Raw genomic sequence first — 13,275 nt, forward strand, 5'->3', positions numbered from 1 at the left:
CCTCTCCGGCGCTCGGGTGCTCGGCGAGATCGGCGACGACCGCGAGCGGTTCACCGACGCCCGTTCGCTGAAGGACCTACGCCGGTTCTGTGCTGATCACGCGGGCCTCCGGGCGCAGCATCTCGATTACCCGCCGCGTGGTGAAGAACAACCGACTCAACGCTGCAGGATTCCTTTGGGCGTTCGCCGCGATGGCGAAAGCCGGCGCACCCCAAGACCATTAACGCCGAGGACGCGACCGCGGCGATCGGCACGCCGCTGCGCTTCGGCACCTCTTCGACCGCTTGCTCGGGCAGCTCCACTACTGCTTGCAAACCGGTCAGCACTACGACCCGATCAAGGCGTTCGGGCCCGCTCAGGACGCGTCCTTCGAGATCGCGGCTTGACCTCTTGGTGTGATCGGAGGTCTTCTTCGGCGCGTTCAAGACCGATATCGACGCCGAACTCGCCCAGCTCGGCCCGACCGGGTACCGGCCCTTGTGGGTGCGCGACACCCTGTTCTGAGTCAGCAGCACGGCGCCTCGCCGGCCGGGTCGATGAGCGCCTCGGCCAGTGGGCGTGCGAGCTGGGTGTAGGCGTCGGCGACCGGTAGCACGGTCATCCCAGGATGCTCGGATCGCCACTGCTCGGCGGCGTCGGGAGTGGCCAGGAACATCTGCGGATTGCAGCAGGTGGCGCGGACCTGCCCGCCCCGGATCCCGGCGGGGTCGACGAAGGCCACCATCGCGGCGGCCGGTTGCAGGTCGGTGACTCCCGTGACTGGATCGACGGTCAATCGCACGGCGCTGACGGTAACCGGGCACTCGGATTCGACGTGTGCGCTCGCCCCGATCACGGCGGGGAAGACGAGCGTGTCGGGCGCACACCAGGTGTAGAGCTGATGGCCTGCGACGGTGAATCGGTGCGGGGTCGGATTCAGGGTCAATCCCCACCCGAGGACCCGGCCCTGCTCGTCGTATTCGATGTCGGCGCCGATCGGTGTCTCTTCGAGATCTCCGGCGTCGACACCGGCTGCGGCCGCCAACTCCGTGACGGTGACCGGCGCTCCGTGGGCCAGCAGCCGCAGCGCGGCCCGCAGCAGCGCCCGGTCACGGTCGGCTGGTGCGATCGTGGCGAAAACGTCGGCGGGAATGGAGTCGGTGCTCATGAGAGTCAGCCTTTCCGAGAATGCGTCGGGTGCGATGTCGATGACGGTAGGGTCTGCCCCCGGGGGCAGAGTCAAGCCCGCGTCGGGCATCGGCACGGACCTCGGTCCAGCACACATCGTCGGCGGCCCACCGCGCACGGTGGATGCTGGTGAAGTCGTCGATGCGGTCGAGGATCTGCTGGGCGTCGCTGATCCGGCGGTGCAGCCGCTGTCGCGACCGCTCCAGTAGCTCGGCCAGACGCGCGCCGACCGCTCCGTCTCCACTATCGACGGCGTCATCGGTGAGCTGGCAGATCTCGGCGATGGTGAGCCCAAGCCCGCGCAGCTCGCCGATGAACCGCACACACCACAGTGCGTCATCGGTGTACAGGCGGTAGCCGGCCGCGCTGCGCCCCAGGGTGTGGATGAGCCCGAGGTCGGTGTATTCACGCAACGCCTTCACCCTCACCCCGGTCCGCGCCGACAACACGCCGATCGTCATGTGCCCGTTCATCTCGGCCTTTCCTGGAGGAGATCGTCAGCCTGCGCAGCAGGACAGTTTCGTCACGTCGGTGGTGAAGGTCTGGGCGGTCAGTTTCAACGCTTCGGCCATGGTCAGATACGGCGCCCAGCTGTGGGCGAGCCGGTCGACGGTCATACCCGCGGTCATCGCGTATCCGGCGGCGGTGATCAGGTCTCCGGCACCCTCGGCCAGCGCGTGCACGCCCAAGATCCGGCCGGTATCGGCGTCGGCGACGATCTTGGCCAGGCCACGGGTATCGCGATTGACCAGCGCCCGCGCCACACTCGACAACGCCAGCGTCCGGCACCGGCACCGGTATCCGGCCGTCACCGCCTCGGCCTCGGTGAGCCCCACGGCGGCGATGGCGGGGCTGGTGAACGTCAGCCGCGGCACTGTGGCGTAGTCCAGGACCCGATCCGCGTCGGCGAACGCGTTGTCGGCCACCAGCGTTCCCTGCGCGGCGGCCACATACACGAACTGCGGGCCCCCGGCCACGTCCCCGGCCGCCCAGATCCGGGCATTGTCGGTGCGCTGACGGTCATCGACGATCACCGCGCCGCGCCCGTCGACACCGACCCCGACCGCCTCCAGGCCCAGCCCCGCGGTGTTCGGGCGGCGACCGGTCGCGACCAACACGTGTTCGGCCCGCAGCTCGCTGACCCCGGCCCGAGTGCGCACGCTCACCAGCTTGTGGCCGCCACCGGCCAGGACCTTCTCGACGGTGGCCGCGGTCAACACGGCGATATGCTCATCGGCGAAGACAGCCTCGATCGCGGCCGAGATTTCCGGTTCCTCGCCCGGCGCCAGCCGCCCCAGGGCCTCGATCACCGTCACCCGGGTGCCGAGGCGGGCGAACAACTGGGCTTGTTCGAGCCCGACAGTGTTGCCGCCGATCACGATCAGCGACTCCGGGAGCCGCTTCAGGTCCATGGCGGTGGTCGAGGTCAGATACCCGGCCTCGACCAGACCGTCGATCGGCGGGATCCACGGCGTCGCACCGGTCGCGATCAGGTAATGGCCAGCCTCGATCACCCGGGTCCCGCCGTCGTTCGCTCCGACCCGCAACCCCGGCGCCGCACTCGTGCCGTCGAACACTGCCGTGCCGGAGACGATCTCCCACCCGTACTCGCCCGCCAGCTCGATGTACTTGTTTGCCCGCAGCTGCGCGACCAGCGCGTCCTTACCGGCGATCAGGCCCGGAAAATCCAGCGGCACCGCAGCGGCACCCAGGCCGGGAAACCGGTCGGCGGCGGCTGCGGCGTGGCGGGCCTCCGCGGCGGCCAGCAACGTCTTCGACGGCACACACCCGACGTTCACGCAGGTGCCACCGACGGTGTCGCGCTCGATCATCACCACGGACCTGCCGTGGCCGACCGCGGCGATAGCGGCGGCGAACGCCGCCGAACCGGACCCGACGATCGCCAGATCCGGACGGGATTGTGTCGTGGCCACGCCTGCCTCCTGAGGGGTTGAGCAACCGCGTCGCCAGCCAACGGCTGCTATTCGCATTGACGAATACCTACAGGGCTCATACTATGCGCTTAAGCGAATAGTTCAAGTGGTGTGGAGGTGCCCCATGTCCCGGTCCACGACCGCCGTGCCCGGCGACGAGCTGGCGTGCACACATCTGGATACGACGGCGAAGTTCTTTCGCGCCCTGTCGGATCCGACCCGGTTGAAGCTGCTGGAATACATCCTCGCCGGCGAACGCACCTCGGCCGACTGCGTCGCCCACGCCGGCATCTCCCAGCCGCGGGTGTCGGTGCACCTGTCGTGTCTGGCCGATTGCGGATACATCGTCGCGCGCCGCGACGGCAAGAAGCTGCGGTACACGGTCGGAGACCCGCGCGTGGCCGAACTGGTGCTGCTCGCCCGGTTGCTCGCGGCCGACAACGCCGCCGCCCTGACGTGCTGCACCCGCATCGACGAGGTACCGGACGGTGACCGGACATGAACGCCCTCGACAGCCCTCACGTCTCGGCAGCCGCTCACCGTCGGCGGGTTCACCGCGGCTGGGACTGGGTGTCAAGCTCGCCGAGGTCGATGCCGAGCTCGCCGAACTCACCGCGGTCCGGCGACACCCTGGCCGCCGCGCTGGCGGCCGGACGCGAAGACCTGCTCGAGCGCAGCGAATCCCCCTGCTGCCCTGTCCCATCGACACCGAACCCAGCGCCAGGCAGCGGTGGCTCGGCGAGCTGCGGGGGAGGCCGTTGTGGCTGCTGCGACCTAGACACGCCGCTGGCGGGCTTGCATCGGGACCGCGGCACTGCTGCCTGGGCTGTTGCGCGGTGGTGCCCCGCTGCTGATCGCGGCCGTAGCACTGAGCAGCGGCACGCTGCTGGTGAGCCTGTCATGGCTCCAACCGCTCGGATTCGCCCATCGGACTCGGGCTCCTCGGACTGATCTGGTCCCGCCAATGACTCGCGCCCGCGGCTGCGATGAGGGCTGCGCAGCCACACCTTCCGGCGACGCGGGCACTCCGGCCCGCACCACCGCCGCGACCTGGCTCAGGCCGTCACCGAGTTTGGCGCCTGCGAGGCCACCACGGTGATCAGCACCGTAGCCATCAACGGCGCCATCGCCGGTGCTCACCGCGCGCCGAGACCCGCTGCCCGGTCCCGGCGCGCGGTACACCTGGGGTGAGCCACGCCAGCGTCAGTGGGATGACGATCAACACGAGGAACGCTTCCAGGAACGGTCCGGCCTCCACGAACTCGGCCAGATCCGACGTAGAGCCGCAGCTGGTGGCAGGGACACCGCTCCGCCGCGCCAGCTGGGTAATACGCATCATCACCACCCCGCGACCCTGAACCTTCGACTCGACTCGAAGGTCAGACCGGCCGTGACGGTTGCCCCCGAGGGCGGTGTGGCCCCGGCGGCCGGTCCCGTGTCCGCGACGAATCAACCTGGTCTGATCGCCGCGCTACTCAGCGGCGGCCCGTGGTGCGCGAGTGTTGGGTGGGCGAAACCTGAGGGCGGGCAGCCACCAGTTCCAGCCGCCGAGCAGGCGCATGAGGGCGGGGACGAGGACGAGGCGGATGAGGACGGCGTCGATGGCGACGGCGACGGCAAGGGCGAGTCCGAGTTGTTTGAGTTCGAGGATGTCGGCGGTGAGGAAGCTTGCGAAGATGGCGATCATGATCGCGGCGGCCGCGGTGATGGGGCGTGCGGTGTGGGTGAGCCCGGCCGCGACGGCGCGCTGGTTGTCGCCGCTGGCGTCCCAGTATTCGCGGATGCGACGAATCAGGAACACCTCGTAGTCCATCGAGAGCCCGAACAGTAGCGCGAACACCACGGTGGGTAGGTAGACCTGCACGAATCCGGGGCTGGTGAAGTCGAGGACGTTCTCGCCCAGACCCCACTGGAACACCGCGACGGTGATACCGAGGGCGGCGCCGGTGGCGAGCAGGTTCATCGCGATGGCCTTGAGGGGTGAGGCGATGAGGCGATACTGCGGAAAGCGGCGATGAGGAAGACCAGCGAGGCGGTCAGCACCAGGGCTACGACCAGCGGAAGTTTGGTGGTCATTTCGTCGGAGAGATCGACGAATTCGGCGGTGCTGCCGCCGATGCGGATCTCGGCTCCGGCTGCGCCGGCGGCTGTGTTGCGCAGGTCGCGGACGAGGTCGGTGGCGGCCATCGAGTCGAAGGTGACCGAGGGGATCGCCATCGCGAGCATTCGACCGTCATTGAGCTGGGCGGGCAGGACGGTGTCGATGCGGGCGTCGCCGTCGATCTCGGTCAGGAATCGGTTGACCCGTGCTTCGGCGTCTGCGGTGAGTGGGGTGTCGCTGGGGCCGGTGGCGATGATCTCGACCGGGGAGAGTGCTCCGGGCGGGAAGTTGGTGTTCAATGCGGTGCTGGCGCGTCCGGTCGGGGTGTCGTCGAGGGCGGTGGTGCCCATGTCGAGGCCGTAGCGGATCCCGAATACCGGCAGCGCGGCGAGGACCAGCACCGCTGCGGCCGCGGTGCCGAAGAGGACGGGTCGGCGCATGACGAGATACGCCCAGCGCGCCCAGCGGCCACCGAGAACGCCGGGAGCGTCGGTGGCGCTGTCGGCAGGGCGCCAGCGGGCCGGGAGACTACCGCGGTTGACAGCCGGGCCCAAGGCGGCGAGCAGGGCGGGTAGCAGGGTGACGGCGACGGTGAGCATACTGGTGACGGCGGTGGCGACGCCGATGGCGATGCCACGGAAGATCGGTGCCTGGATGATGATCAACGCGCACAGCGAGATCATCACCACCAAGCCCGAGACCAGAATCGTTTTGCCTGCTGTGGCGAGGGAGCGACCGACGGCGCCGCTGATCGCGGCATGGTCTGGCCCGGTGTGGTGGGTGAGTTCTTCGCGGAAGCGGCTGACGATGAACATCGCGTAGTCGATACCGACGCCGAGGCCCACCATGGTGGCCATGGCCACGRTCAGCGAATCGAACGCGGTCACAGCAGTGAGGGTGAACAACACTCCGACCGCGGTCAGCATCCCGGCGATGGCCACTGCGATCGGGACCGCCGCTGCGGCCAGGGCGCCGAGGGCGAGGACGAGCAGGACCAGCGCGACCGGGATGCCGATTGCCTCGGCGCGGGCCAGGTCGGCGTTCTGCAGTTCGGTGGCCGCGTTCTGTACCGCCGAGTACCCGGTGACCCCTACGTCGATGGAATCGTCGCCGGTGGTGGCGATGGCGTCTTGCAGGTCGCGCGCGACTTTCGCGCGTTCGGCCATGTCGCCGTCCATGCCGGCGAGCGCGATCGCGACGTGACCGTCGGCCGAGATCTGGGATCCGGGCAGCCCGTCGTAGGGGCCGACGACGTCGACCACGCCCTCGACCGCGGTGGCGGCGGTGATCGTGCGAGCCACCGCTGCACGGAACTCGGCGTCGGTGGCGGTGACCGCGCCAGACTGCAGCACGATGACCGCCTGTTCCGTACCGAACTGCGGGAAGTGCCGGGCAACCAGGCGATCCACCTCGGTGGACTCCGAGCCCTCGACACCGAAATCCATCGCACCGAGCCGGTTCTCGAGCAGCGGGTAGGCCACCGCGCACACCACCAGCAGCAGTCCCCAGACCGCCAGGACCGCACGTCTGCGCCGGGCCATCAGAACGCCCCACCGATATAGCACTCCGGGCGAGCCCGGCGGCGATGGTTGCTGAGGCGAGTTCTCGACGACGGCGGACTTCTGCTGGTTCACGCGTTCTCCCTCCGTAGCGACCACGAATTGATCGCCATATCACGATGTAATCGTTGAAACGAGATTAATCTCACTCTCACTCGATATCAATAGCTTTCGCCGCTATCATCGCTTTATGGCGATTAATGATGGCGGGGGTTGCCTCGTCGAGACGCAGGGGTTGGATCCGGCGGTGGCCCTGTTCCACAGCCTCTCCGATGCGACACGGTTGGCGATCGTGCACCGGCTGGCGTGCGGGGAAGCGCGGGTCTTGGACCTGATGGCCGGGCTCGGACTGGCTCAGTCAACGGTATCGGCGCACGTAGCGTGCCTGCGCGACTGCGGGCTGGTCGTGGGCCGCCCGCAAGGGCGGCAGGTGTTCTACAGCCTGGCCCGCCCGGAGTTGATGGACCTACTCGCCTCGGCAGAGACCTTGCTCGCGGCGACAGGCAATGCGGTGGCGTTGTGCCCGAACTACGGCACCGACTCCACCACCGAGACGGAGAGCGCGGAGGTACGAGCATGAGCGACGCATGCGGCTGCGGCCACGACGAACCCGCCGGTGACGGCGAGGCCGAGGAACGCGAACCCGAAAAGCTCTGGGAAGTCAGTGAACTGCGCGCCGCCGCGGTCGCCGGAGTGCTGCTGGTCGCGGCACTGATCGTCGGCTGGACCGGCGGCCCACGCGCCGTCGAGTTGGGGTTGGAGATCGCCGCACTGCTCGTCGGTGCATACACCTTCGTCCCCTCCACGCTCAAACGGCTGGCCAAGGGCAAGATCGGTGTCGGCACGCTGATGACGATCGCCGCGATCGGCGCGGTGATCCTCGGCGAGGTCGGCGAAGCCGCCATGCTGGCGTTCCTGTTCTCCATCAGCGAGGGCCTCGAGGAGTACGCGGTCGCGCGCACCCGCCGCGGGCTGCGCGCCCTGTTGAACCTGGTACCGGACCGGGCCACCGTGCTACGCGACGGCACCGAAACCGTCATCGCCCCTGCCGAGCTGCGCGTCGGGGATCGGATGCTGGTGCGCCCCGGTGAGCGGGTCGCGACCGACGGGGTGATCGTCGACGGGCGTAGCGCGCTGGATGTTTCGGCGATCACCGGCGAATCGGTACCGGTAGAAGCCGGGCCGGGCGCGGAGGTGTTCGCCGGGGCGATCAACGGCACCGGTGTGCTGACCGTCGAGGTCACCACGACCGCCGAGGACAACTCCCTGGCACGGATCGTGCGGATCGTGGAGGCCGAGCAGGCCCGCAAGGGCGACGCTCAACGCTTGGCCGACAAGATCGCCAAACCGCTGGTGCCCGGCATCATGATCGCCGCCACAGCCATCGCGGTGATTGGCGCGCTCTTCGGGGATCCGGTCACCTGGATCGAACGTGCGCTGGTGGTGCTGGTCGCCGCCTCACCGTGCGCGCTGGCGATCTCGGTGCCGGTGACCGTGGTCGCCGCGATCGGTGCGGCGAGCAAGCTGGGTGTGCTGGTCAAGGGCGGTGCCGCACTCGAGGCGATGGGCCGGGTGCGCGAGGTCGCGCTGGACAAGACCGGCACGCTGACGGCGAACAAGCCTGCCGTCGTCGAGATCGCCGCCACCGGCGGTGTGCACGGGGACCGGGTGCTGGCGGTCGCGGCCGCGCTGGAATCGCGCAGTGAACATCCCCTCGCCCGCGCCATCCTCGCCGCCGTCGACACCGTCACTCCCGCCACCGACGTCGAGGCGGTCACCGGTGCCGGGTTGACCGGCCGCGTCGACGGACGCCGGGCGCGGCTGGGCCGTCCGGGCTGGATCGAACCGGGTGTTCTGGCCGCCGATGTGGAACGGATGCAGCACGCGGGGGCGACCGCGGTGCTGATCGAGCTCGACGGCCAGGTGATCGGTGCGATCGCTGTGCGCGACGAACTGCGGCCCGAGGCACACGAGGTCATCGACCGATTGCACGCGCTGGGAATCCGGGTCTCGATGCTCACCGGTGACAACGCCCGCACCGCCGCCGCTCTGGCCGCTGAGGCGGGGATCGAGGACGTGCACGCGGATCTGCGCCCGGAGGACAAGGCCCACATCGTGGGCGAACTGCGCAGCGACCGGTTCACCGCGATGGTCGGCGACGGCGTCAACGACGCCCCCGCACTGGCAACCGCCGACCTCGGTGTGGCGATGGGCGCGATGGGCACCGATGTCGCTATCGAAACCGCGGATGTGGCGTTGATGGGTGAGGACCTGCGGCACCTGCCGCGGGCTCTCGAGCACGCTCGTCGGGCTCGCCGGATCATGTTGCAAAACGTCGGTTTGTCGTTGGGGTTGATCACGATCTTGATCCCGCTCGCGCTGTTCGGGATTCTCGGGTTGGCGGCGGTGGTGCTGGTGCACGAACTCGCCGAGATCGTCGTCATCGCCAACGGTGTCCGCGCCGGACGCACCAAACCCCTGGCCTCGCTGACCGATTCGGCRGCAAAGCCCGCACCGGTACTGGCCGGAGCGCCCGCGTGACCGCCACCGCGTCGTCTGCTCCCACCGTGTCGCGGTGGGGGCGGCGACTGCGGTGGGTCGCTGCCGCGGCCGCGCTGGCCGGTATCGACCTCAYGCTCAAAGCGTGGGCGCAGACCACGCTGGCCGGGGCCCCGATCGAGGCGGGTCCGGTGGACCTTAAGTTGGCGTTCAACCCGGGAGCGGCGTTCTCGATCGCCGCCGACGCACCGAGCTGGGTGATGCTCACGCTCACCACGGTGATCACCACCGCGGTCGCGGTCGGCGGATGGGTGGTCGCGCCGCGCGCGAACCTGCTCACCCGCGTCGCGCTCGCCGCGATCCTGGGCGGTGCCGCCGCCAACGTCATCGACCGGGCCCCCGACGGTGTGGTCACCGACTACCTGCACACCGGCTGGTGGCCCACCTTCAACCTCGCCGACACCTTCATCGTGCTCGGCGCGACCGCCCTCATCATCGCCACTCTGATCGGAAACTCCGATGAGCGAGAACCACTCTCACCCGAACACCACGCCGACGACCGGGACTGAGCCGGGCCCGTCACGTCGGTGGGCAGGGCTGGCGGCGCTGGTCGTCGCCCTGCTCACCGTCGGGCTGGACCTGATGGTTCTCAACGTCGCCCTGCCCACCCTGGCCCAAGACCTCGGCGCGAGCACCACCCAGTTGCAGTGGATCGTCAACGCCTACACCCTGGTCTTCGCCGCGCTCATGCTGCCCGCCGGCGGCTTCGGTGACCGCTACGGTCGCAAACGGCTGCTGCTGATAGGTTTGGTCGCCTTCGTCGCCGCCTCGGCCTGGGCCGCTTTCAGCGGGTCCACCGGCTCGCTGATCGCCGCCCGCGCGGTCATGGGCATCGGGGCCGCGATCATCGTGCCGCTGTCGCTGGGGATCCTGCCGACCCTGTTCGGCCCCGACCAGCGTCGCCGCGTACGGGTGGACCGATCCCGTCGTGCTCGCGGCTCTGGCGGCCGGTGTGTGGCTGATCGCGGGATTTCTGGTGTGGGAAAGCCGTGCCCGCGACCCATTGGTCGATCTGGCACTGTTCACCAATCCGGCCTTCACCTGGCCCACCCTGGCCGCAACCGCGGGCACCTTCACCCTGGTCGGCGTGCTGTTCGTGCTGCCGCAATACCTGCAGATACTGCGCTACCACGACGCCTTCGGCACCGGCCTGCGCTTGGCGCCTCTGGTGCTGGCGATCATCGTCGCCGCAGCCGCTGTGGACAAGATCGTGACCCGACTCGGCGCCAAAATCCCGATCGCCACCGGCATGGTGATCGCCGCGGCCGGATTCGTGCTCGCATCCCGCATCACCGTCGACTCCGGCTACGGCTTCGTCGCGGTGTGCCTGGCGACCGTGGGCCTGGGAGCCGGGCTGGCGTTGGCGCCGGCTGTCGACGCGGTCATGGCGAGCCTGCCCGAGCATCGCAGCGCCGCAGGAGCTGGGTTGCTGATGGCCATTCGACAGGTCGGTGCCGCGTTCAGCGTCGCGATCCTGGGCACCCTGCTCACCGTCGTTTACACCCGCGACCTCGACCCCCACCTGAGCGGCCTGCCCGAACCAGTGGTCAGCGCGGCGCGTGACAACATCGCCGGAGCGCAACTTGCCGCGACCCAGATTCCCGGCCCAGCGGGCGCCGATCTGGCCGCGTCCAGCGCCCACGCCTACAGCCACGCCATGTCCGCAGTGTTCCTTGCCAGCGCCGCCATCAGCGCACTACTGGCCGCGGCCATCGCCGCCAAACTCCCCAACCACACTCCTGCGCCCGCGCCGACATCACCGGCGCGTGATCGAAACTGAAATAGCCACTCCCATGACAGCGGCTACGGCACGCGACACAACTGCGTGTCAGCCGAGCAGCAGTGCACTCCCAGAGAAAGGGCATCCGCCGGAATGGTTACCTCGATCCTGCAGGCCATCGGACTCTTCCTGGTGACCAACATCGACGACATCATCGTGCTTTCGCTGTTCTTCGCCCGCGGCGCGGGAACCCGCGGAACAACGGCCGCCATCGCGACCGGACAATATCTCGGTTTCGGAGCGATCCTCGCCGCGTCGGTCCTCGTAGCGCTGGGAGTCACGGCGCTGCTGCCCGAAGAAGCCATCGCCTACTTCGGGCTCATTCCTCTGCTGCTCGGTCTGCTCGCCGCCTGGAGAGCATGGCGCAACAACGGCGACGACGATGAACGGTTCGAGGGCAAGAAGGTCGCGGTCTGGACGGTGGCGGCGGTGACCTTCGCCAACGGCGGCGACAACATCGGCGTCTACGTCCCGGTCTTCGCGACCGTGGGTACAGCGGCGATCGTCGCCTACTCGGTCGTGTTCCTGCTCTTGGTCGCCGTGCTGGTGTTCACCGCGAAGTTCCTCACCACCCGCAAGGCCATCGCCGAGATCTTGGAACGGTGGGAACACATCCTGTTCCCGCTCGTGCTGATCGTTCTCGGAATCGTCATCCTCGTCAGCGGCGGCGCATTCGGCCTCTGACCGTCGTCCCGGTCTGCACGGCCCAGATCACGGAGGACAGCGGCGATCGGCTCCAAAGAATGAAGTGCTATTCGAGGCCGTAACCGGTAGACAGCCGTCCTTCGGTTGGTCCATGGTTGTGCTCAGGGGCGCTGCACCGTTGTGGCACTACTACCACTGTGGCACTACTACCATCGACGTAGTTCAAGGCCTCCGGCAACGTGGGGCTTCTACCGCGCCTAGCGGCGGCCGAACGATGATCGTCGTCGGCCGTCGGCCGAGATTGTCGGCTGGTTGTTGCGGTGCGATTGCGCCAGCCGGTCCAGTTCCGCGGTGTCGACCTGGACCGATCCGGTGCAGTGGGCGCGGGTGCCCTCAGCGTCCCTCGAGGACCTCGCCCGGCATCGCGTGTTCGCCCCCGACAGCGACGTCGATGCCGACGATCGGCCTGAGGTCGCGGAGGCCGCACGCGCGGTGTGGCAGCGTGACCATCTCGACCCTCTCGATGTCGAGGCCGAGATCCGCGCCGCCGCGGATGCCCGCAGGGAGGCTGACGCGCGACTCGACGTCGCGGTGGCTAGGGCTCGCCGTTTGGGCCGGTCATGGGCTGACATCGGGGCAGCGGCCGGGATGACACGGCAGTCGGCGAACGAGCGCTGGAGGGACAGGGTGTGACAAGCCTTCACGGCGTCGGGCGTGGGTGGCGTGTAGCCACGTAGTGAGGCTACAATCGGAGCCGTAGCCAGCCCATTGCGGTGGGTTTGGAAGTGAGCCACAGGATTACTCGCCGGACGACGAGGCCTGTGGCTCGCGGTCTTTTAGGGGCCGATGGTGTGTATTTCGACTCCGGCGCCGAGTATGTCGAGGTAGTCCCCGCGGCCGCAGCGATGTTGCACGACGGCGCCGCACACGATATCGGCAACCCACAGGGCCGGTTCGTTACGACCGACAGCATGATCGATCCGCAGTGTCGAGGCCACGGCGCGTTGCGCGCGGAGCTTTTGCAGCATGTCCATATCGCTGGCGTCCTGTTGACCGCGTGATTCGAGAGTGATCGTGGAGCACGGCATATCAGCGAGATGTGGGAGTAGGAACTCCATACACTTTCGTCGGTGTCGCCGATCCGAGGAGTCCTTGTCAACGTGCACAACAACGAACCCGGTCAGAGGGAGCTGCGCGACCGCAGTGACGAGCTCAGTTCGGCGTTGTTCGCTGCTGCCGTGCCAGTGCACTTTAGGCTCGGCTAGGCGTAGAGCTTCCATCCTGTGACGGAGGGCGTCTACGTCTTCTTCATCGCACAGGGCGGCCGACATCAAGTACGCGCCGGGGTCCATGTCCGGCCGCGACCCGCTTTCGTCGGCCCAGGCTGTCAGCATGGGGAACAACCTTATGCGAGGGGTCCGACGCGGCCTGAAAACGTCGAGACGGCTACCGGACGTGACGACGCCACTTCTGCGGCAACCGACCGTCGAGGGAGGGCGGCAGAGCGCACCGGAGACGGGTTTACGACTT

The 13,275-nt window shown here is 68.4% G+C and carries 13 protein-coding genes and 2 pseudogenes; 8 read left to right on the forward strand and 7 right to left on the reverse strand.

All coding sequences use genetic code 11. The annotated features are described in order from the left end of the window. A pseudogene (locus A9310_RS26180) lies at nucleotides 1-386 on the forward strand (transposase); the annotation flags it as partial. A gap of 119 nt (nucleotides 387-505) precedes the next feature. Here A9310_RS26180 and merB read toward each other — a convergent pair. From merB to merA, 3 genes are read right to left on the reverse strand one after another with little or no spacing between them, the layout of a single operon-like run. After that, nucleotides 506-1,147: an organomercurial lyase MerB gene (gene merB / locus A9310_RS02945; protein WP_005179592.1), complete on the reverse strand. Its 642-nt coding sequence runs from the start codon at nucleotides 1,145-1,147 to the stop codon at nucleotides 506-508. Further along, the gene (locus A9310_RS02950) at nucleotides 1,089-1,640 is read right to left on the reverse strand and encodes a MerR family transcriptional regulator (protein WP_005179589.1); all 552 of its coding nucleotides are present in this window, start codon (nucleotides 1,638-1,640) and stop codon (nucleotides 1,089-1,091) included. The genes merB and A9310_RS02950 overlap by 59 nt, the downstream gene beginning before the upstream one ends. 24 nt (nucleotides 1,641-1,664) lie before the next feature. After that, nucleotides 1,665-3,101: a mercury(II) reductase gene (gene merA, locus A9310_RS02955; RefSeq protein WP_007240196.1), complete on the reverse strand. Its 1,437-nt coding sequence runs from the start codon at nucleotides 3,099-3,101 to the stop codon at nucleotides 1,665-1,667. A 124-nt stretch (nucleotides 3,102-3,225) separates the two neighbouring features. On the opposite strand from merA, the gene A9310_RS02960 reads away from it, so the two are divergent. Further along, nucleotides 3,226-3,603: a helix-turn-helix transcriptional regulator gene (locus A9310_RS02960; RefSeq protein WP_065629326.1), complete on the forward strand. Its 378-nt coding sequence runs from the start codon at nucleotides 3,226-3,228 to the stop codon at nucleotides 3,601-3,603. Nucleotides 3,604-4,215: 612 nt separating this feature from the next. On the opposite strand, the gene A9310_RS02970 is transcribed toward A9310_RS02960, so the two are convergent. From A9310_RS02970 to A9310_RS02975, 3 genes are all read right to left on the reverse strand, one after another. Then, nucleotides 4,216-4,440, reverse strand: a complete 225-nt coding sequence (locus A9310_RS02970) for a hypothetical protein (protein ID WP_223374213.1) — start codon at nucleotides 4,438-4,440, stop codon at nucleotides 4,216-4,218. A gap of 132 nt (nucleotides 4,441-4,572) precedes the next feature. Then, on the reverse strand, nucleotides 4,573-5,064 hold the full coding sequence (locus tag A9310_RS26185; RefSeq protein WP_254661153.1) for an MMPL family transporter: 492 nt from the start codon (nucleotides 5,062-5,064) through the stop codon (nucleotides 4,573-4,575). After that, nucleotides 5,061-6,836, reverse strand: a complete 1,776-nt coding sequence (locus A9310_RS02975; protein ID WP_254661154.1) for an MMPL family transporter — start codon at nucleotides 6,834-6,836, stop codon at nucleotides 5,061-5,063. The genes A9310_RS26185 and A9310_RS02975 overlap by 4 nt, the downstream gene beginning before the upstream one ends. Nucleotides 6,837-6,951: 115 nt before the next feature. On the opposite strand from A9310_RS02975, the gene A9310_RS02980 reads away from it, so the two are divergent. The 6 genes and pseudogenes from A9310_RS02980 (at nucleotide 6,952) to A9310_RS03005 (ending at nucleotide 12,438) form a co-directional block, all read left to right on the forward strand. Continuing rightward, entirely contained in the window at nucleotides 6,952-7,341 is a 390-nt protein-coding gene (locus A9310_RS02980; RefSeq protein WP_005179570.1) for a helix-turn-helix transcriptional regulator, read from the forward strand. After that, entirely contained in the window at nucleotides 7,338-9,302 is a 1,965-nt protein-coding gene (locus A9310_RS02985; protein WP_006902503.1) for a cation-translocating P-type ATPase, read from the forward strand. The genes A9310_RS02980 and A9310_RS02985 overlap by 4 nt, the downstream gene beginning before the upstream one ends. Further along, nucleotides 9,299-9,829 (forward strand): signal peptidase II, encoded by a 531-nt coding sequence (lspA, locus tag A9310_RS02990; protein WP_065629327.1) that lies wholly within the window; start codon nucleotides 9,299-9,301, stop codon nucleotides 9,827-9,829. Before A9310_RS02985 ends, lspA begins: the two co-directional genes overlap by 4 nt. A 73-nt stretch (nucleotides 9,830-9,902) precedes the next feature. After that, a pseudogene (locus tag A9310_RS02995) lies at nucleotides 9,903-11,100 on the forward strand (MFS transporter). A 93-nt stretch (nucleotides 11,101-11,193) separates the two neighbouring features. Further along, a complete protein-coding gene (locus A9310_RS03000) occupies nucleotides 11,194-11,784 on the forward strand; it encodes a cadmium resistance transporter (protein WP_005179560.1) in 591 nt (196 codons plus the stop codon). 312 nt (nucleotides 11,785-12,096) lie between these two features. Then, nucleotides 12,097-12,438: a hypothetical protein gene (locus tag A9310_RS03005; protein WP_005179558.1), complete on the forward strand. Its 342-nt coding sequence runs from the start codon at nucleotides 12,097-12,099 to the stop codon at nucleotides 12,436-12,438. A 143-nt stretch (nucleotides 12,439-12,581) separates the two neighbouring features. Here A9310_RS03005 and A9310_RS26190 read toward each other — a convergent pair whose 3' ends face one another. Beyond that, complete coding sequence (locus A9310_RS26190) at nucleotides 12,582-13,139, reverse strand: hypothetical protein (protein WP_005179554.1); 558 nt, start codon at nucleotides 13,137-13,139, stop codon at nucleotides 12,582-12,584. Nucleotides 13,140-13,275 lie beyond the last annotated feature (136 nt).

Source organism: Gordonia sp. UCD-TK1 (assembly GCF_001691435.1).
In the GTDB taxonomy this organism is placed as follows: domain Bacteria; phylum Actinomycetota; class Actinomycetes; order Mycobacteriales; family Mycobacteriaceae; genus Gordonia; species Gordonia hongkongensis.

Coding starts and splice junctions, on each gene's coding strand:
- merB (WP_005179592.1), bottom strand. CDS start 1,147: ATGAGCACCGACTCCATTCCCGCCGACGTTTTCGCCACGATCGCACCA.
- A9310_RS02950 (WP_005179589.1), bottom strand. CDS start 1,640: ATGAACGGGCACATGACGATCGGCGTGTTGTCGGCGCGGACCGGGGTG.
- A9310_RS02960 (WP_065629326.1), top strand. CDS start 3,226: ATGTCCCGGTCCACGACCGCCGTGCCCGGCGACGAGCTGGCGTGCACA.
- A9310_RS02970 (WP_223374213.1), bottom strand. CDS start 4,440: ATGATGCGTATTACCCAGCTGGCGCGGCGGAGCGGTGTCCCTGCCACC.
- A9310_RS26185 (WP_254661153.1), bottom strand. CDS start 5,064: ATGAACCTGCTCGCCACCGGCGCCGCCCTCGGTATCACCGTCGCGGTG.
- A9310_RS02980 (WP_005179570.1), top strand. CDS start 6,952: ATGGCGATTAATGATGGCGGGGGTTGCCTCGTCGAGACGCAGGGGTTG.
- A9310_RS03000 (WP_005179560.1), top strand. CDS start 11,194: ATGGTTACCTCGATCCTGCAGGCCATCGGACTCTTCCTGGTGACCAAC.
- A9310_RS26190 (WP_005179554.1), bottom strand. CDS start 13,139: ATGCTGACAGCCTGGGCCGACGAAAGCGGGTCGCGGCCGGACATGGAC.